The sequence below is a fragment of the Lichenibacterium ramalinae genome, from assembly GCF_004137085.1.
Classification (GTDB): domain Bacteria; phylum Pseudomonadota; class Alphaproteobacteria; order Rhizobiales; family Beijerinckiaceae; genus Lichenihabitans; species Lichenihabitans ramalinae.
The window spans coordinates 89,065-108,014 of the sequence record NZ_QYBC01000019.1; the positions used below are offsets into that span (position 1 = coordinate 89,065).

Below are 18,950 nucleotides of genomic sequence, written 5' to 3' on the forward strand. Positions count from 1 at the left end.
TTGGCGAACTTCAGCGGGGCTGCACCTGTTCCGCTGAGGCCGCCGGATGCGCTCCACAGGCCCGGCAGGTCATCATGCGGTTCCTCGGCATCGGCGATTATTGCGACCTCAGCGCGCTCTACCTCCGGCTCGTCGCCGAGGGCCACGAGGTCCGCGTCTTCGTGTCCGAACCCCAGTGCCACGGCACCCTGGCCGGCATGGTGCCGCGCACCGACGACTGGGAAGCCGAGCTCCCCTGGCTGCGCGAGGCGGGCCGGGACGGCATCATCCTCTTCGAGAACGTGTCCTATGCCCGCGGCGCCCGGCAGGACGCCCTGCGGGCCGAAGGCTTCAACGTCATCGGCGGCAGCGCCTTCGGCGACCGCCTGGAGAACGACCGCGCCTTCGCCCAGAACGTGCTGCGGGACCTCGGCCTGCAGGTCGCCGCCATGTGGGACTTTTCCACCCAGGCCGAAGCCGAGGCTTTCCTCGACGCGCGTCCCGGGCGCTACGTCCTGAAGTTCAACGGCGACGGTTTCGGCGCCGCCGACACCTATGTGGGCCGCCTCGCCGACGGCCGCGACGTGCGCGCCATGGTGGCGGCCAAGTTCCGCCAGCTCGGCCGGTCCCGCATCGGATTCGTGCTGATGGACCACGTCGCCGGGATCGAGATGGGGGTCGGCGCCTATTTCGACGGCGACCGCTTCCTGACGCCGGCCTGCCTCGACTGGGAACACAAGCACTTCTTCCCCGGCGACCTCGGCGAGCTCACGGGCGAGATGGGGACGGTGGTGACCTACCGGCGGACCGACACGTTCTTCCGGCGCACGCTGGCCCGGATGGCACCGCTGCTCACCCGGCACGGCTATTGCGGCTACATCAACCTCAACACGATCGTGAACCAGGACGGCATCTGGCCGCTCGAGTTCACCTGCCGCTTCGGCTATCCGGGCTATGCCATCCTCGACCCGCTGCAGGAGACGCCCTGGTCGGCGCTGTTCAACGGCATGGTGACGCGCTCCGGTTCGGCCTTCGAGACCGCGCCGGGCTTCGCGGTCGGCATCGTGATGACGACCCGACCCTTCCCGTTCATCCGCACCCAGGTGCCCGAACCCATCGGGCTCCCGGTGCTGTTCGAGGGGGCCCTCACCGACGAGGACCGCCGCAACCTGCATTTCGGCGAGATGGGTCTCGACGGCGACACGCTCGTCACGGCCGGCTACCACGGCTGGACCCTGGTGGTCACCGGCACGGGCGACACGCTGCCGGCGGCCCAGGCGGCGGCCTACCGGCTGGCGGGGCGCGTGGTGATTCCCAACCTGCGCTACCGCAACGACATCGGAGACCGCCTCGCTTCCGGCGGCCTCGCCGCCGTGGAGCGCCTGGGCCTCCTCGACCCGTGCCCGCCGACGGATCCGGTCCGATGACGTCGGCGCCCGGTCCGCTCCCGCACGACGGCCTCTACACCCGTCTCGGCGTTTCCCCCGGCCTCGGCGTCGGGGTCTTCGCGCTGCGCGACATCCCGCAGGGCACGAACCCCTTCCGCGGCGAGACGGCCGCCCTGGCCCGGATCCCGGCCGCCACCGTGGAGGCCATCGCCGATCCCGCGGCGCGGCGCATGTACCTCGATTTCTGCCCCCTCGTGGACGGACATTTCCTGGCGCCGTCGAGCTTCAACGCCATGACGGTGTCCTGGTATATGAACCATTCCGACCGGCCCAACATCGCCTGCGACCCGGACCTCAACTTCCTGGCCGCCCGTCCCATCCGCGCCGGCGAGGAGCTCACGGTGGACTACCGGACGTTCAGCGACCATGCCGGCCACTTCGTCGACTTGTGGAACACCGGCGCCGATTGACGCTACGTCGCGAGATCGGCGCGGCCCGTCCCGAGATGAGCCGCGCTTCCCGCCCGTCGAGGCCGTCACCGTCGCGGTACGCCGCCTTGTCGACGCCACAACGATGTGCAATCACCCGTTTAGGAGCCTTGGCGGGAGTGTCGCATTGCTGGGATCGCGGTCTGAAAGTGACGAAACGCCCGGCGTGATGTCTGCGAGCCTGCCGTCGGGACTCCTCGCGCTCGTCAAACTGGCCGGCCGCTTCGGTTTGAACACGACGGCTGAACAGATGTGCCGCGACAACCAGGTGTCCGAAGCGGAAGTCACCCCCCAACAACTCGTCCGCTGTGCTTCCAGCGCGGGCCTGAAGGCCACGGTGATCGAGCTGAGTTGGGATGGGTTGGCGAAGCTGGAGCGAGCACTGCCGGCGTTGCTGCAGCTTCGCAGCGGTTCCTATATCGTGCTGTCGCGCCTCGAGGATCTCGCCGACAAGCGCGTCGTGCTCGTCCAGGACCCCCGAGCGGACGGGGAAGCCCTGGTGGCGCTCGACCGCTTGACGCTGGAACGCGCCTGGGCCGGCGTCGCCGTGCTGGTCAAGCGCAACTACGCCCTATCGGACGACCAGCAACCCTTCGGCCTCGGCCTGGTGGCATCCTACATCTTCCGGGAGAAGCGCGTCGTCCTGGACGTCGGCATCAGCGCCATGGTGCTTTCGATGCTGGCGCTCGTCCCGATCCTCTTCTGGAAGCTGATGACGGACCGCGTGCTCCAGTACCACGCCCTCAGCACCTTCTGGATCCTCTGCGTCGCGCTGGTCGTCATGATCGGCTTCGAGACCGCCTTCTCGGCCCTGCGCCGCTACCTGCTCGTCGGCTTGACGACGCGGGTGGACATCAGGCTGTCGACCTATACCTTCGAGAAGGTGCTCGGGCTGCCGGTCGACTATTTCGAACGCACCCCCACCGGCTACACGCTGCATCGGTTGGCGCAGGTGGGGCGCATCCGCGCCTTCCTGCTCGGGCAGCTGTTCGGCACCGTGCTCGATGCCGGCATCCTGGTCGTGTTCGTGCCCGTGATGGCGCTGTTCAACCCCCTGCTGACCGGCGTCGTCCTGGGTCTGTGCGCCCTCATGGTCGGCATCATCGTGGCGGCCTTGCCGACCATCAGGCGCCGCGGCATGGCGGTCGAGAGCGCCGAGGCGGCCCGCGGCGCGACCCTGGCGCAGACGATCCAGGGCATCCGCACCATCAAGTCGCTCGCGCTCGACCGCCGCCAGCGGCACGAATGGGACGTGCTCACGGCACGCGCCGCCAGGGCCCGGGTGGCCGAGGGCCATTTCACCAACCTCATCCAGTCGGCGATCATGCCCATCGAGCGCCTCGTGGTGAGCGGCAGCCTCGCCGTCGGCGTCTACATGGCCCTGCAGAGCCAAGACCCCGTCGCGGTCGGCAGCCTCTTCGCCTTCATCATGCTGAGCCAGCGCATCGCCGCACCCCTGATGCAGGCCTCCCAGCTCCTGCAGCAATACGACGAGGCCCGCATCGCCACCGACACGGTCGCCGCCCTGGTCAACCAGGAGCCCGAGGAGGGCCGCTCCGGGCACGGCGTGCGCAAGCCGATCCTCGGCCACGTCGAGTTCCAGGGCGTGCTCTTCTCCTACAAAGGGTCGCTCCGGCCGGCGCTGAAGAACCTGTCCTTCGAGGTGCCGCGCGGCACCTCGCTCGGCGTCATGGGCCGGTCCGGCTCGGGCAAGACCACCATCACGCGCCTGCTCCAGCGGCTGCATTCCGACTATTCCGGCCTCATCAAGATCGACGGTGTCGACGTGCGCCAATACGACGTCGACTTCCTGCGATCGTCGCTCGGCGTGGTCCTGCAGGAGAACTTCCTGTTCTCCGGCACCATCCGCGACAACATCACCATCGCCAGACCGGACTCCAGCTACGACGACATGGTGACGGCGGCCCGCATGGCCGGCGCCGAGGAGTTCATCGAGAAGCTGCCGGGCGGCTACGAGACCTACATCTACGAGGGCTCGCCGAACCTGTCGGGCGGCCAGCGCCAGCGCCTCGCCATCGCCCGCGCGCTCATCACCGACCCCAAGATCCTCATCCTCGACGAGGCGACGAGCGCGCTCGACGCGGAAAGCGAGGCCATCGTCAACGCCAACATCGACCGGATCGCGCAGGGCCGCACCGTCATCACCATCTCGCACCGCCTGGCCGCGCTGGTGAAGTGCGATGCCATCATGGTGCTCGACGGCGGCGTCATCGACGACATCGGGCGCCACGCGGAGTTGATCGAGCGCAACGATATCTACGCCCAGATGTGGTACACGCAGAACCAGCATGCGGGCGGCCCGCAGCCCGGGGCGGCCCGCCGCACGCAGCCCAAGCTGGCCTATCGAGGACCGAACTGATGGGACAGGCGCTCGCCCCGTCGACATCGGCGCACACGCTCCGGGTCATCCGTCAATGGCAGTCGGAGGTCGACGCCATCACCGAGGCGCCGCCGCCCGGCAAGGCCCGCTCGGCGGTCTGGCTGCTCGCCCTCCTGTTCGTCACCCTGATCGGCCTCACGCCCTTCGCCAACATCGACCGGGTCGTGTCGAGCAGCTCCGGCAAGGTCGTGGCGGTGCAGCCCCTGTTGACGTTCCAGGCGCTGGACCCGTCAGTCATCAAGTCGGTGGACGTGCGCGAGGGCGAGGACGTCGCGGCGGGCCAGCAGCTCGCCACGCTGGACGCCACCTTCGCCAAGGCCGACGTGGGGCAGCTGCACCAGCAGATCGCCGGGCTCGACGCCCAGATCGCCAGATTGACGGCCGAACGGGACAGCAAGCCGCTCCGGTTCGCCGTGGCGGCGAACCCCGACGAAGCGCCGTTCGACGTCCTGCAGGCTTCCCTCTACACGCAGCGGGCGGCCGGCTATGCGGCGCAGATGCGGTCCTTCGACGAGAAGATCAAGACCACGCAAGCCGCGATGGCCAAGCTGCAGAACGACGTCGCCCGCTATGCCTCGCGCGAGGAGATCACGCATCAGATCGAGGGCATGCGCGACACGCTCTACAAGAGCGGCGCTTCGAGCCGGCTGAGCCTGCTGCAGGCCAACGACGCGAGGCTCGAGATGCAGCGCACCATGGAGAGCGACCGCAACGGCATCGCCGAAGCCGAACACCAGCTCGCCACGAACCAGGCGGACCGCGACGCCTACGTGCAGAAATGGCTCGGCGACGTGAGCCAGGACCTCGTCAAGGCCCGCAACGACCGCGACTCCGCCATCGCCGCCCTGCAGAAGGCCAGCAAGCACCAGGACTTCGTCCGCCTCGTCGCGCCCGAACGCTCGGTCGTGCTGACGCTGTCCAAGCTGTCGGCGGGCTCCATCCTCAAGGAAGGCGAGACGCTGATGACGCTGGTGCCGCTCAGCAGCCCCATGCAGGCCGAGATCCACATCGCGTCCCACGACATCGGCTTCGTCAGGCCGGGGGATTCGGTGTCGCTGAAGGTCGATGCCTTCAACTTCTACGAACACGGATCGGCCGAGGGCAGGCTGAACTGGATCAGCGAGGGCGCCTTCTCCACCGACGAGGACAAGCCGGTCGAGCCCTACTACCGGGCCCGCGTCACCATCGACAAGCTCAACTTCTCCGGAGTGCCGACGACGTTCCGCCTCATCCCCGGCATGACGCTCCGCGCCGACATCAACGTCGGCCACCGGTCCCTCTTCCGCTACATCATGGGCGGGTTCGTGCAGGGGACCGGAGAGGCGATGCGGGAGCCGTGAGCGCCGGGCCCGCCCTGCTGCGCCGCCTCCTCGGTCGCCGCGGCGGGAGCCCGGCCGCGCGCAACGGCCGCGCCATGGCGGCGCTGGCGGTGCGGGCCGAGCGGGGCGACGTCGAGGCGTGCCGGCAGCTCGGCATCGCCTTCCTCAAGGGCGACGGCGTCCTGCCGCAGCTCCCCGCGGCCGCCCGATGGCTGACGGCGGCGGCGAAGGCGGGGGACCGCGAGGCCGCCTACCTGCTCGGTGAACTCCTGCTGCACGGTGACGGGGGCGACAGCGGCTTCGCCGGACGGTGGTACGAGGCGGCCCGCCAGGCCGACCCCCAATCCGCCGAGCGCAACCGGCAACTCCTCTATCCGGACGGCGTGAGCCTGGCGGCCGACCCCGCGGCGGCCCATCACTGGACGGGGGCCGCGGCACGGGCGGGACATGCCGAGGCGCAGGCCCATTACGGCTACCTTTGGGCGCAGGGCCTGGGCTGCGAGCGGTCCTACGACGAGGCGCACCTCTGGTACGAGGCGGCCGTGGCGGCGGGCGTCGCCCGGGCCGAACTCGGCCTCGGCGTGCTGCGCCTCTACGGGCTCGGCTGCGCGGCGGATGCCGAGGCGGCACGGCCTCTCCTCGCCCAGGCGGCGGGGCGGGGCGAGCCCACGGCGGCCTTCCTGCTGGCGACCCTGCTGCTGGACGGCGACTCCCCGGACCCCGCCGCCGCCCTCGAGCACCTGCGCGCCGCCGCGGCCGCGAAGCTCCCGGCCGCCCAGCACCGCCTGGCGGAGATCCGCCTGTCCTCGGGCGAGGCCGCCGGCCGGATCGAGGCCGAGAACCTGCTGCGGGCGGCCGCGAAGTCCGGCTTCGGACCCGCCATGACGGCCCTGGCCGACTATTACGACGGCGGCCTCGGCATGCCCGCCAACGCCAACGAAGCGGCCCGCTGGTACCGGCAGGCGGCCGAGGCGGGCGACGTCGACGCGCAGTTCGTCTATGCGGGCCTCGTCGCCCGCGGCGAGGGCGTGCCCCGGATCGACCGCGAAGCGCTGCGCTGGTTCCTCCGCGCCGCCGAAGCCGGCCACAGCGCCGCGGCCTTCAACCTCGCGGTCTTCCTGCGGGACGGCGTCGGGACTCCGGCGGACGAGGTCGCGGCCCTCGCCTGGTTCGTGCGGGCGGCCGAGGGCGGGCTCGACCTCGCCCTCGCCCACCTCGGCGACATGCATCTCGCCGGGCGCGGCACGCCGGCCGATGCCGACGCCGCCATGCGCTGGTTCGCCATGGCCGCCGAGCGCGGGCGGCCCGAGGCCAAGGCGGCGCTGGCCCTGCTCCACATCGACGGACGCATCCCCGGGGCCGATGCCGACCTCGGCAGGGCCCTGCTGACGGAGGCGGCGGAAGCCGGCCACGTCCCGGCCCAGAAACGGCTCGGCCGCATCCACCTGCAACTCCATCCGCCGGAGGCCCACCTCCCGCGGGCGGCCCACTGGCTCCGTGCCGCGGCCGAGGCCGGCGACGCCGACGCCATGTTCGCCCTCGGGGGGCTGCTGCGCCAGCTGCACGGCGGCCCCCGCGGCGCCAGGGCCGCGGCCGACTGGTTCTCGCGGGCCGCGGGTGCGGGGCATGCGGAGGCGAGCTTCGAACTCGCCGTCCTCCACTGCCAGGGCCAGGGCGTGCGCAGGGACTTCGCCCGCGCCGTGGAGCTGTACCGTGCGGCCGCCCAGGACGGCGTCGTGGCGGCCCAGTACAACCTCGCCATCATGACGCTGAACGGTCAGGGAACGGAGGTCGACGTCGCGGTCGCGGTGCGCTGGTGCGAGTCCGCCGCCCTCGCCGGCATGAGCCAGGCCCAGGTGACGCTCGCCGAGCTCCTCGCCGCCGGCGAGCTGGTCGAGCAGAACCTGGCCCTGGCCCGCCATTGGGCCGAGGCCGCCGTCACCGCGGGGCACCCCCAGGCCCTGCAGCTCATCGACCGCCTGGCGGAGGCCTGAGCGCGGCCTGCCGGGGGACGTCGTGCTTACGGTCGGGGGAGAGGGCCGGCGAACACCGTCGGGGCAGCGTCACAGCCGCGTCATCGCGCCCTTCACACGCGCCATGAAGCCTTGCCGCTGCGCCGCCGTGGCGACGTTCATGTGGTACAGGCCGTAGAAGTCGGCCCGCGCGCCGCCGGTCAGCCAGCGCAGGTAGCGGGTGACGATCTTCTTCGAGGGATTCGCCATCCACCATACCATGTGGCGCGGCCGCCCGTAGGTCACGATGCCGACGATGCGCCGCATGTTGGTGAGCATGGGCCGCACGTTCTCGGGATCGGTCAGGTCGAAGGCCACGCCCGGCATCAGCAGGCGGTCGAAGAACCCCTTGAGCAAGGCGGGCGGGCCGAAGGTCCAGGTGGGAAACTGCACCACCAGCGCCTCGGCGGCCCGGAGCCGCGCCACATAGGGCTCGAGCCCGGCCTGGTTCACGGCCGTGTCGTGATAGTGGCGCCGCGCCTGCTCGCTCAGCACCGGGTCGAACCCTTCGGCATAGAGGTCGAGCAGGTCCACCTCGTGGCCGGCTGCGGCGAGGCCCGCCAGGGCCTCGGTCCGCACGGCGGCGTGGAAGCTTTCGGGCAGCGGGTGGCAGTAGAGGTAGAGGACGCGCATCGGCGGCTCAGGCCCGCGGCGCCGGCACGAAGCTGCGCATCTTGCCGGGGTTCAGCAGCCCCATCGGGTCGACCTCGCGCTTGAAGCCGATCTGGTCGGCGTCGGCGCGCTTGTGGCGGCTGCCGTCCTCCAGCGTCATGACGTGCGGGTTGGCGATCATGACGCCATGCGCCTCGTGCAGCGCCATGATGGCGTCGAGCCGCTCGGGCGTCGAGAAGCGGATCACCGGCAGGGCGCTCGCCGTCACCCGGCCACCGAAGCGGATGAACTCGCAGTGGCCGAGCAGTTCCTCCGGGAACATCGCGCACATCTCGCCCACCGATTCCAGCACCCTGTCGTGCGGGAACAGGCATTGCAGGTAGGTGACGCCGCGGTCGGCCTTCAGCATCTGCAGCGTCGTGTGGTTCCAGGTGTACTCGTAGAGCGGCGTCTGGCCCGGCGCGTCGCTGGCCGGCCGTTCCAGGGTGATGTCGCCGTCGCCGCCGAGCAGCGCCTTGAAACTCTCGACCGACGCTTCCGCCACCATGACGATGAGGACGGCCCGGCCTTCGGGGCAGAAGGGCCGCACCTCGGCGAAGAAGGACGGCAGCGGCCAGGCGATGGGCGCGATGAGCTTCTTGACGATGCCGTCCGCCAGCGCTGCCGCGTGGCCGAAGGCCATGGCGCCGGCGAACGTGTCGAAGGCGACGATCATCTCGACCCAGGGCCAGGCCGGCGCCAGGGGCATCTCCAGCGCCGTGATGATGCCGGTGGTGCCGTAGGCGCGGTTCACCTTCTGGGCGGCATCGCCCCGCAGCTCGATGGCGTGGGGCTCGGGTTCGACCGTGACGATGCGGGCCGCCCGGATGTTGCCGGGCTCGCGCAGCCCCCCGTAGGTGATGGAGCCGATGCCGCCCGAGCCGCCCGCCACGAACCCGCCGACCGTGGCGCGGCGCTTGGTCGAGGGATGCAGGCGCTGCTCCAGCCCCTGCGGGGCCAGCATGGCGTCGAGCTCCGACATGACGAGGCCCGGCCCGCAGCGCACCACCCCGCCCCGCACCCACTCGACTTCGGTCAGCCCCGACAGGTCGAGCAGCACGCCCCCGTGCAGCGGCACGGCCTGGCCGTAGTTTCCCGTCGCGGCGCCGCGCGGCGTGATCGGCACGCCGAAGCGCGCGCAGGCCGCCGCGACGCGCATCACCTCGGCTTCGGTGCGGGGCGAGACCAGCACGTCGGCGCTCTTGCCGTGGAGCTGGGCGTTGAGGATGGGGCTGTACCAGAAAAAATCGCGCGAGCGTTTGCGCACCGTCGCGGCTTCGGTGACGACCGGGACGTCGCCGAGGGCGTCGATGAGGGCGCCGAGCTTCGGATGCGGCTGGGGGATGGCGGTCATGGAAGCGGGGCCTCGTCGAGGGACATCAGCGTTCGGCCCGGCGTTCGCTGTCGTGCCAGGAGCCGAGCGCCAGGGTGCTCAGCCCCGCCATGGCGAGGAACAGCGCGACGCCGGCCGCCGTGATGAGGAACAGGGCCGCGAACATGCGCGGGATGTCGAGCTCGAAGCCCGATTGCAGGATCTCGTAGGCGAGGCCCGCGCTGCGCCCGCCCGTGCCGGCGACGAACTCCGCCACCACGGCGCCGATCAGGGCGAGGCCGCTGGAGATGCGCAGCCCGGCGAAGAACAGCGGCAGGGCGCTCGGGATGCGCAGCCGCCACAGCGTGGCGAGCGCGCTCGCCTTGTTGAGGGCAAAGAGGTTGGCGAGTCCCGGATCGACGCTGCGCAGGCCCAGGGTGGTGTTGGAGATGACCGGGAACAGCGCCACCAGCGTGGCGCAGACGATCAGCGCCGCCTGCGTGTTCTTGACCAGGATGATGATGAGCGGCGCGATGGCGACGACCGGGGTCACCTGCAGCATCACGGCATAGGGGAACAGGCTGCGCTCGATCGCCCGGCTCTGCACGAAGACGAAGGCCACCAGCGTGCCGAGGACGACCGCGCAGACGAAGGCCGCGAGCGTCACCTCGAGGGTGAAGCCGAGGGCACGGAACAGCGTCGGGGCATCCGACAGGAACACGCGCGCGATGGCGCTCGGCGCCGGCAGAAGGAACTCGGGGATGGCGAAGAACCGGCAGGCGCCCTCCCAGGCCGCCAGCAGCACCAGGCCGGTGACCAGCGGGGGCGCGAGCGCGCGGAACCGAGCGGACGTCGCCAGGGGCTTCATGCCGGGCTTCCGTTGCCGCTCGCCAGCGACGCCTCCATGAGGGCGAGCGACAGCGTCCGGCAATGGTCGGCGAAGCGCGGGCTCGTGCGGAAGGCGTCGCCGCGGGGCTGCGGCTCGGGGATGGCGATCTCGCGGACGATGCGGCCCGGGTTCGCCGCCATCACGACGATGCGGGTGGACAGGAAGACCGCCTCGTAGATCGAATGGGTGACGAAGACCGTGGTGAAGCGCCGGCGCCACCACAGCGCGGCGAGGTCGGCGTCGAGCCTGTTGCGGGTGATCTCGTCAAGCGCGCCGAAGGGCTCGTCCATCAGCAGCATGTCGGGCTCCGTCACCAGCGCGCGGGCGATGGAGGCCCGCATCTTCATGCCGCCCGACAACTGGCGCGGGTGGTGGCGGGCGTGGCTCGACAGGCCGACCAGCGCCAGTGCCTCGGCGACGCGCGCCGACGCCGCGGCGCGCGGCACGCCGGCGAGGTCGAGCGGCAGCCGCACGTTGGCGTCGATGCGGGCCCAGGGCATCAGCGTGGCGTCCTGGAACACGAAGGACAGGCGCCGCCCATCCCCGCCCACGCCGTCGAAGCCGCCGCGCCACCACAGGACGCGACCGTCCGTGGGCTGCTGAAGGTTGGCCATGAGCGACAGCAGCGTGCTCTTGCCGCAGCCCGAAGGGCCGATGAGCGAGAGGAAGTCCCCCTGCTCCACCGTGAGGCTGAGCGGCGCGAGGCCGCGCGTGCCGTTGGCGAAGACCTTGTCGGCCGACAGGACCTCGACGGCGGGCCGGCGGCTCTCGGCAGCCACGGGGGCGCTGGCGGACGGCATGGCCGGCCCGCTCAGTTCAGCTTGGCGTCGAGGTCCGCCGTGAAGGCGGTCGTGAAGGCCCTGTGCCAGTCGGTATCGGGCTTGAGCAGGCCGTTCGCCACCATGTAGTCGTCCGTCGCCTTCCAGCGTGCCTCCGTCATGGAGCCGATCGGCACCGTGCCGTCGCCGTCGAGGACGCCGAGTTCGCGCATCTTGGCGATGCCGTAGGCGATCTGCGCTTCGCTCATCTTGGGATTGGCGGCCTTGATGAGCGCGTTGCCGGGCGCCGGGTCCTTCATGTAATCGCGCCAGCCCTGCATCGATGCCCTGATGAAGGCCTTCAGCACCTCGGGCCGGGTTTCCATCACCTTGCGGGTGGTCACGATGGTGGACCCGTAGGGCGGATAGCCGTCCTTGGCGAAGAGGTAGAAATGCACCGGCACGCCCTTCTCTTGCGCCTGGAACGGCTCGGAGGAGGAATAGGCCTGCTGGGCCGTGTCGGGGTCGGCGAAGAAGGGCTGCAGGTTGAACGTATAGGCCTTCGTCTGGTCGTCGGTGAGGCCGTATTTCGCCTTCAGCCAGGGCCAGAAGGTGGTGTGGCTCGACGAGGCGATGAGGATCGTCTTGCCCTTCAAGCCGGCCAGCCCCGGCACGTCGGCATGCGTCATGGCGCCCTGGAGGTCGTGCTGGAACGTCGTCGCCACCGTGATGGCCGGCAGGCCCTTCTCGACGGCGTTCAGCACCTGGAAGTCGTAGCCCATGATGGCGTCGACCTCGCCGGCGAGCAGCAGCTGCATGGCGTTGACCTGCGGCCCGCCCATGCGGATCTCGGCGTCGATCCCGGCCTTGTCGTAGAGCCCCTCGGCCTTGGCCTGGTAGTAGCCGCCGTGTTCGGCCTGGGCGAACCAGTTGGTCAGGTAGGAGAATTTCTCGGCGGCGCTCGCCGGAACGGCCGAAAGCCCGGCCATCGCCAGGACGGCGAGACTGCGGACTGCGAGACTGCGGACGGCGAAGCTTCGGGCCGCATGGCTGCGGGCTGCGGGGACGGGTGCGCGCGTGCTGGTCGACATCGGTCCTCGCGGCGGTCTCGGCTGGATCGCCGGCGAGACTTCCACGGGGCGGCGTTGCGTGCGAGCATCGATTGCAGCGCGTCCCGTTCGCAAAATGCGAGCAGTGGCGCGTCATTCGCCAGATGCCCGCCGAAGCGGCAGACATGATGATGTGGGTCGAGCGACGATGCTGCACGGACGCATGCTGCGCTATCTCGACGAGGTCGCCCGTTGCGGCTCCATCCGCAAGGCCGCCGAACGGCTCAACGTCGCCGCGTCGGCGGTGAACCGGCAGATCCTGTCGCTCGAGGCCGAGCTCGACACGCCCCTGTTCGAGCGCATGCCGGGCGGCCTGCGCCTCACCGCGTCGGGCGAGATCCTCGTGGCGCATGTGCGGGACACGCTGCGCGAGCACGGCCGCGCCGTCGCCCGCATGGTGGCGTTGAAGGGGCTGCAGCGGGGCGAGGTCACCATCGCCACGATGGGCGGCCTCGCCGCCACGCGCCTCGCCGACGCCATGGTGGAGTTCCGCGCCACGCACCCGCGCGTGAAGCTCACCGTGCGGGTGCTGGCGCAGGACGACATCATGGCGGCGCTGCTGGCGGGCGAGGCCGACCTCGGCCTCGCCTTCGGCCTGCCCTCCCATCCCCGGCTGTTCCGCGCCATGGCGGTCGAACACCCCATCGGGGCGGTGATGTCGCCCGACCATCCGCTGGCCGGGCGGTTGTCGGTTCGCTTCGCCGATTGCCTGTCCCATCCGCTGCTGCTGATGGAGGGCGGCATGGCGCTGCGCGACGCGGTCGACCGCATGGTGCCGCCGAACGTCGACCTCATGCCGGCGCTGGAAACCAACTCGCTCGACCTGCTGCGCCGCATGGCCCGCACCAGTCCCTGCATCACCTTCATGTGCGGCTTCGAAGTCGACGAGGAGGTGCGCCTGGGGCGGCTCGCCTTCGTGCCGATCCAGGGCGGCACCGTGCGCCAGACCGTGTCGCTGGTCCACCGCGCCTCGGGGCCGCTCGATCCCGTGGTGAGCGTCGTGGCGAGCTTCATCGGCGCGGCCTTCGCCGGAAGCGGCGAGGAGGGCTGAAGCGCGGGCGCTGCCGCGACGCGCACGGGCCGCGCGCTTTTCCGAACTTGAGTGCGGGCCGGCGCTGTGGCCCGGTCGACGGCGGCGACACGGGGGAGCGACACACGGTGAAAGACATCCAGGACTCGATCCCGCTCGGCCGCGCCGCGCCCGTCACGCTCCGGCGCGCCCGCGTCCCCCTGCCCTTCCTGGCGGTCCCGCCGGACGGCGTGACGGCCGACCGCGACGGCGCCGTGCTGGTCGACGTGGCGCTGGCGGGTGGGCGGATCACGGCGGTACGACCCGCCGGCCAGGGCCCGGCGGACGACGACGTCGACCGTGACTTCGATCTGGCGGGCCGCCACCTGTGGCCGACCCTGGTCGACGTCCATACCCATCTCGACAAGGGCCACATCGTCGACCGCGCCCCCAACCTGCGCGGCGACTTCCTCGGCGCGCGGGACGCGACGGCGGCCGACCGCGAGGCCCGTTGGCGGCGGCCGGACCTGCGGCGCCGCATGGATTTCGGCCTGCGCTGCGCCGAGGCGCACGGCGTCTCGGCCATCCGCACCCACATCGATTCCTACGAAGGCCAGGCCCAGGACAGTTGGGCGGTGCTGGCCGAGATGCAGGCGGCCTTCGCCGAGCGCGTGGCCTTGCAGGGCGTGGCCCTGGTGGCGCTCGACGTCTACCGCACGCCCTTCGCCGAAACGCTGGCCGACCTCGTGGCGGCGGGCGGCGGCCTCGTCGGCGGCGTGACGCGGGCGACGGCGGGGCTGCACGGGGAGGAGCTGGCCGACCTCGAAGACCTGCTGGACCGGCTGTTCACCCTCGCCGGCGAGCGCGACCTCGACGTCGACCTGCACGTCGACGAGTCGAACGACACGGCCGGGGCGGCCCTGCCGGCGGTGGCCCGGGCGACGGTGCGCCACGGCTACGAGGGACGGGTCACCTGCGGCCATTGCTGCTCGCTGGCCCTGCAGGACGACGCCGCCCTGGCGCAGCACATCGCCCTGGTGCGGGACGCGGGGCTCTCCATCGTCAGCCTGCCGACCGTCAACATGTACCTGCAGGACCGGGTGCCGGCACGGACGCCGCGCTGGCGCGGCGTGACGCCCGTGCGGGAGCTGCGCGCGGCCGGCGTGCGCGTCGCGGTGGCGGGCGACAATTGCCGGGACCCGTTCCACGCCTACGGCGACCACGACATGCTGGACACCTGGCGGCAGGGCGTCCGGATCCTGCACCTCGACCACCCGTTCGGCGACGCGGCGGCCCTGTGCGGCCCCGCCCCCGCCGCCATCATGGGCCTGGAGGCGGCGGGCCGCATCGTGGTCGGCGGACCGGCCGACCTCATCGTGCTGAATGCCCGCAGCATGGAACAGGTGATGGCCCGGCCGCAGGCAGACCGGGCGGTGATCCGCGCCGGGCGACGCCTGGACCGCCCCCTGCCCGACTACGCGGAACTCGGCGCGGGCGCCGCGCTAGCCTGACGCCCGGCCCGGCCGAAAGGCTCGCCTCACCGGAGCCGATCCATTAAAGCTGTCGACATCGTCAGTCCGGGAGGAGACCGCCATGAACCGCCAGTCGCGCGCCGCAGGGGGGAACCGATGAGCCTCACCGTCTTCGTCACCGGGGCCACGGCGGGCTTCGGCAAGGCCATCGCGGAGCGCCTGGTGGGCGACGGCCACCGCGTGATCGCGGCCGGCCGCCGCGCTGAACGGCTCGAAGCGCTGCAGGCGGCGTTGGGCGACCGGCTGCTGCCTTTCGTGCTCGACGTCACCGACACGTCGGCCGTGGCCGCCCTGCCGTCTTCGCTGCCCGAGGGCTGGCGCGAGGTCGACGTGCTGGTCAACAATGCCGGCCTGGCCCTGGGGCTCGATCCGGCCCAGAAGGCCGACCTGCGCCAGTGGGACCAGATGGTGGCCACCAACATCACCGGGCTCATGCATATGACGCGGGCCCTGCTGCCCGCCATGGTGGAGCGCAACCGCGGCCACGTCGTCAACCTCGGCTCGATCGCGGGCTCCTACCCCTATCCGGGCGGGCACGTCTACGGCGGCACCAAGGCCTTCGTGAAGCAGTTCAGCCTCAACCTGAAGGCCGATCTCGTCGGCACGATGGTCCGCGTGACGGACGTGGAGCCGGGCCTGTGCGGCGGCACCGAATTCAGCACCGTGCGCTTTTCGGGCGACGACGCCAAGGCGGCGGCCGTGTACCAGGGCACCGAGCCCCTGACCGCGGCCGACATCGCCGAGACGGTGTCGTGGGTGGTGAACCTGCCGGGCCACGTCAACATCAACCGGGTCGAGATGATGCCGACCTGCCAGGCTTCCGGGCCGCTGGCGATCAAGCGCCAGGGTTGAAGCAGCAAGGCTGAAGCGCCAGGGTCGATCCCGCCGCCGGGCCCGGCCCGGCGGCACCGTCACGCGAGGCGGCTGTCCCGGTCGAACTGGCCGTGCTTGCGATACCGGTAGAGGTAGGACGGCACCACCGTCTCGATGGCGCGCGGCTCGTTGCCGAGACCCTGCAGCGTCCGCCCCTCCGCCACCGCTTCGGCCGACACGACGTTATCGTGCGCCAGCAGCTTCAGCTGGTCGCGCGTCATCAGCAGCGTCTTCGGGAACAGGCCGAGCATCAGCTTCGACAGCGTTTCGGTCGCGGCGGCGGGCGCCTCCATGGCGCCGAACGGCACCGGGACGAGGGCGCGGCGGCGCTGCGTCACGGCCAGGATGTAGTCCATGATCTCGCGGAACGTCTTGATGCCGGGGCCGCCGAGTTCGTAGACCGTGCCGGGCCTGGCGCCGCCCTCGGCCGCCAGGGCGACGACATCGGCGACGTCCCCGACGAAGACCGGCTGGAAGCGCGTGTGCCCCCCGCCGACCAGCGGCAGGGCGGGCGAGAAGCGCGCCATGGCGGCGAACCGGTTGAAGAAGTCGTCCTCGGGACCGAACACGACCGAGGGCCGGAGGATGACGGCATCGGGGTAGACCTCGCGCACGGCGTCCTCGGCCAGGGCCTTGCTGCGCGCGTAGAGCGATTCCGACTGCGGATCCGCCCCGATCGCCGACACCTGCACGAAGCGGCGGACGCCGGCCTCGCGGGCCGCCTTGGCCATGGCCCGGGCGCCGGACACGTGCACGGCTTCGAAGCTCTGGTCGCCCGTCTCGGTGAGGACGCCCACGAGGTTGACGGCGACCTCGGCGTGGCGGAGCGCGGCCGCCAGCGACTGGGGATAGCGGACGTTGGCCTGGACGGGCTGGATCTGGCCGACGCGGCCGAGCGGCTGCAGGTAGTTGGCGAGGTCTGGGCGGCGGCACCCGGCCATGATGCGGAACCCGGCGCGGGCGAGCGCCCGGACGACGTGGCGCCCGAGGAAGCCTGAGCCGCCGAAGACGGTCACCTGCCCATTGGTCGCGAGATCCGATCCGGCCATCATGTGCTCCACGAAAGACGTGGCGATCTCTAGTGGAGGCCAGGCCCGCTGTACAGCCGCACGGGTCCCGGCGGGTCGGCGAAGGCGCCCGACGGGTGGGTCAGGCGGCTTCGACCATGACCTCCATGGCGTTGATGATCTGCTCGACGCTCCAGGGCTTGGCGATGAAGTGCACGCGGGCCGGCAGCTGCCGCGTCGGGCGCAGCGCGCCGGACGTCACCACCACGGCGATGTGGGGCCAGTGGCGCGAGATCATCTCGGCGAGATGCACGCCGTCCGAATGGCCCGGCATGTTGATGTCGGTGAGGACCGCGGCGACCGCCGTCGAATGTTCGAGCAGGAAGCCCAGCGCTTCGTCGGCATCGGCGCGCTCCACCACCGACATGCCGGCCTCTTCCAGCATGTACAGGGTGTCGGCCCGCAACACGGGGTCGTCTTCGACGATCAGGATCGTGCTGCGCTGCATGGAAGCCCCGTGGGAACACGACTACTCGGTAAGGAGACCGTTAACGAAAGTGGTTAAGACTTCGTTAATTTCCGCCTCAACGGCCCGTGATCGCCGGGCCGGACCGTCGGTCCGGACGCCATGCCGCAACGTCAACGGGACCTTAACCCGACCCGGCCTCGGCGTCGAGTACCCCGGCGCGCCTGCCGCGTCCGGATCGGGGCGGCCGGGTGGAAGGCCGGGGCGAAGAGGTTTAAGAGTCGTCCATCGACCCTCCAGCGGAAACAGCTCCCCATCGTGTCATCGAGCGACAGCAAGGCTCCGGCCGGCGCCGGCCCGTCACCCGCGGCGCAGCGCACCGCCATCCCGTTCAACGTCCCGCTGCCGGCGGGGCGGGAGCTCGAATACCTGGCCGAGGCGATCGCCAACCGGCACCTGAGCGGCGACGGCCCCTTCACGAAGCGCTGCAACGCCTGGCTCGAAGCCCATACGACGTGCCGGCAGGCCCTGCTCACCCATTCCTGCACGGCCGCCATGGAGATGGCGGCGCTGCTGTTTGACCTCGCGCCGGGCGACGAGGTCATCATGCCGTCCTTCACCTTCGTGTCGACGGCCAACGCCGCCGTGCTGCGCGGGGCCGTGCCGGTCTTCGTGGACATCCGGCCCGACACGCTGAACATCGACGAGACGCTGATCGAGGCCGCCATCACGGAGCGGACGAAGGCCATCTTCGTCGTCCATTACGCCGGCGTTTCCGCCGCCATGGACGAGATCATGGCCATCGCGGACCGCCACGGCCTGTTCGTGCTCGAGGATGCCGCCCAGGGCATCGCGGCCCGCTACGACGGCCGGCCCCTGGGCTCCATCGGCCACCTCGGCGCCGTGAGCTTCCACGAGACCAAGAACCTCATCGCCGGCGAGGGCGGCGCGCTTCTCATCAACGACGCCCGCTTCGTCGACCGCGCCCACATCCTGCGCGAGAAGGGCACCAACCGCACCAAGTTCCTGCAGGGCCGCGTCGACAAATACACCTGGGTCGACGTCGGCTCGTCCTACCTGCCTGGCGAGCTCAACGCCGCCTTCCTGCTGGCGCAGTTCGAGCAGGTCGACGGCATCCAGGCCGCGCGCCACCGCGCCTGGAACCGCTATCATCGGGCCCTCGCCCCCCTCGAACACGCCGGCCTGCTGAAGCGGCCGGTGGTGCCGCAGATCTGCTCGCCCAACGCCCACGTCTATTACGTCGTGATGCCGGACGTCGCCGGCCGCGGCGAACTCCTCCGGCGCACCAAGGCGGCCGGCATCGGCGCCGTCTTCCACTACGTCCCCCTGCACAGCGCCCCCGCCGGCCTGCGCTACGCCCGTGCCCACGGCCCGCTGCCCCATACCGAGGACCTCAGCGCCCGCATGGTCCGCCTGCCGCTGTGGGCCGGCCTGTCCGACGACGCCGTCGACACCGTCGTCGACCTCGTCGCCGCGGTGGCGAGGGGCGACTGACGCAGGCGGCGGGCAGAAATTCGGCCAAGCTCGAGCCTCCCGATTGACAGCCCGCCAGGCCCCGCCTAGAAGACGCCTCGAGGCCCTGGTGGCGGAATTGGTAGACGCGCTGGTTTCAGGTACCAGTGGGTAACACCGTGGAGGTTCGAGTCCTCTCCAGGGCACCACTCATTTTCTAAGCTCCTGTTTTGTGGGAGTTTTTAAGTTTAGCGCCCGCACCTGATCTGAGGTGCGGGCGTTTC

16 protein-coding genes and 1 tRNA gene are annotated in these 18,950 nt (G+C 71.0%); 10 read left to right on the plus strand and 7 right to left on the minus strand.

Translation table 11 applies throughout. From position 1 onward, the window contains the following. Window positions 1–74 precede the first annotated feature (74 nt). The 5 genes from D3272_RS20645 to D3272_RS28225 all read left to right on the plus strand — a co-directional run bounded on the left by D3272_RS20645 (window position 75) and on the right by D3272_RS28225 (window position 7,569). Complete coding sequence (locus tag D3272_RS20645) at window positions 75–1,406, plus strand: phosphoribosylamine--glycine ligase (protein ID WP_129221102.1); 1,332 nt, start codon at window positions 75–77, stop codon at window positions 1,404–1,406. Then, entirely contained in the window at window positions 1,403–1,837 is a 435-nt protein-coding gene (locus D3272_RS20650; protein ID WP_129221103.1) for an SET domain-containing protein-lysine N-methyltransferase, read from the plus strand. The genes D3272_RS20645 and D3272_RS20650 overlap by 4 nt, the downstream gene beginning before the upstream one ends. Window positions 1,838–2,024: 187 nt before the next feature. Beyond that, window positions 2,025–4,235, plus strand: a complete 2,211-nt coding sequence (locus tag D3272_RS20655) for a peptidase domain-containing ABC transporter (protein ID WP_129221137.1) — start codon at window positions 2,025–2,027, stop codon at window positions 4,233–4,235. After that, window positions 4,235–5,596, plus strand: a complete 1,362-nt coding sequence (locus D3272_RS20660; protein ID WP_129221104.1) for an HlyD family type I secretion periplasmic adaptor subunit — start codon at window positions 4,235–4,237, stop codon at window positions 5,594–5,596. Before D3272_RS20655 ends, D3272_RS20660 begins: the two co-directional genes overlap by 1 nt. Then, entirely contained in the window at window positions 5,593–7,569 is a 1,977-nt protein-coding gene (locus D3272_RS28225; protein WP_129221105.1) for a tetratricopeptide repeat protein, read from the plus strand. Before D3272_RS20660 ends, D3272_RS28225 begins: the two co-directional genes overlap by 4 nt. A 69-nt stretch (window positions 7,570–7,638) precedes the next feature. On the opposite strand, the gene D3272_RS20670 is transcribed toward D3272_RS28225, so the two are convergent. The 5 genes from D3272_RS20670 to D3272_RS20690 are packed head-to-tail and all read right to left on the minus strand — an operon-like array spanning window position 7,639 to window position 12,288. After that, window positions 7,639–8,220: an NAD(P)H-dependent oxidoreductase gene (locus tag D3272_RS20670; RefSeq protein ID WP_129221106.1), complete on the minus strand. Its 582-nt coding sequence runs from the start codon at window positions 8,218–8,220 to the stop codon at window positions 7,639–7,641. A gap of 7 nt (window positions 8,221–8,227) precedes the next feature. Beyond that, a complete protein-coding gene (locus D3272_RS20675; RefSeq protein WP_129221107.1) occupies window positions 8,228–9,592 on the minus strand; it encodes an FAD-binding oxidoreductase in 1,365 nt (454 codons plus the stop codon). A 25-nt stretch (window positions 9,593–9,617) separates the two neighbouring features. After that, entirely contained in the window at window positions 9,618–10,418 is an 801-nt protein-coding gene (locus D3272_RS20680) for an ABC transporter permease (protein ID WP_129221108.1), read from the minus strand. Continuing rightward, window positions 10,415–11,239 carry an ABC transporter ATP-binding protein gene (locus D3272_RS20685; protein ID WP_129221109.1) on the minus strand — a complete coding sequence of 275 codons (825 nt, stop codon included), beginning with the start codon at window positions 11,237–11,239 and terminating at the stop codon, window positions 10,415–10,417. Before D3272_RS20685 ends, D3272_RS20680 begins: the two co-directional genes overlap by 4 nt. 11 nt (window positions 11,240–11,250) lie before the next feature. Then, complete coding sequence (locus tag D3272_RS20690) at window positions 11,251–12,288, minus strand: ABC transporter substrate-binding protein (protein ID WP_129221110.1); 1,038 nt, start codon at window positions 12,286–12,288, stop codon at window positions 11,251–11,253. 166 nt (window positions 12,289–12,454) lie between these two features. Between D3272_RS20690 and D3272_RS20695 the strand changes: the two genes are divergently transcribed. The 3 genes from D3272_RS20695 to D3272_RS20705 all read left to right on the plus strand — a co-directional run bounded on the left by D3272_RS20695 (window position 12,455) and on the right by D3272_RS20705 (window position 15,699). Beyond that, the gene (locus D3272_RS20695; RefSeq protein WP_165361443.1) at window positions 12,455–13,357 is read left to right on the plus strand and encodes a LysR family transcriptional regulator; all 903 of its coding nucleotides are present in this window, start codon (window positions 12,455–12,457) and stop codon (window positions 13,355–13,357) included. 116 nt (window positions 13,358–13,473) lie between these two features. Beyond that, window positions 13,474–14,826, plus strand: a complete 1,353-nt coding sequence (locus D3272_RS20700) for a cytosine deaminase (protein WP_129221138.1) — start codon at window positions 13,474–13,476, stop codon at window positions 14,824–14,826. Window positions 14,827–14,943: 117 nt separating this feature from the next. Further along, window positions 14,944–15,699: an SDR family oxidoreductase gene (locus D3272_RS20705; protein WP_129221112.1), complete on the plus strand. Its 756-nt coding sequence runs from the start codon at window positions 14,944–14,946 to the stop codon at window positions 15,697–15,699. A 59-nt stretch (window positions 15,700–15,758) separates the two neighbouring features. Here the strand turns inward: D3272_RS20705 and D3272_RS20710 are convergent, their stop codons facing one another. Beyond that, complete coding sequence (locus tag D3272_RS20710; RefSeq protein WP_129221113.1) at window positions 15,759–16,769, minus strand: complex I NDUFA9 subunit family protein; 1,011 nt, start codon at window positions 16,767–16,769, stop codon at window positions 15,759–15,761. Between the two features lie 100 nt (window positions 16,770–16,869). After that, entirely contained in the window at window positions 16,870–17,235 is a 366-nt protein-coding gene (locus D3272_RS20715; protein ID WP_129221114.1) for a response regulator, read from the minus strand. 276 nt (window positions 17,236–17,511) lie between these two features. On the opposite strand from D3272_RS20715, the gene rffA reads away from it, so the two are divergent. Next, window positions 17,512–18,708 (plus strand): dTDP-4-amino-4,6-dideoxygalactose transaminase, encoded by a 1,197-nt coding sequence (rffA, locus tag D3272_RS20720; RefSeq protein WP_342634195.1) that lies wholly within the window; start codon window positions 17,512–17,514, stop codon window positions 18,706–18,708. An 82-nt stretch (window positions 18,709–18,790) separates the two neighbouring features. Further along, window positions 18,791–18,875: transfer RNA gene (locus tag D3272_RS20725), tRNA-Leu, on the plus strand. Window positions 18,876–18,950: the final 75 nt, after the last annotated feature.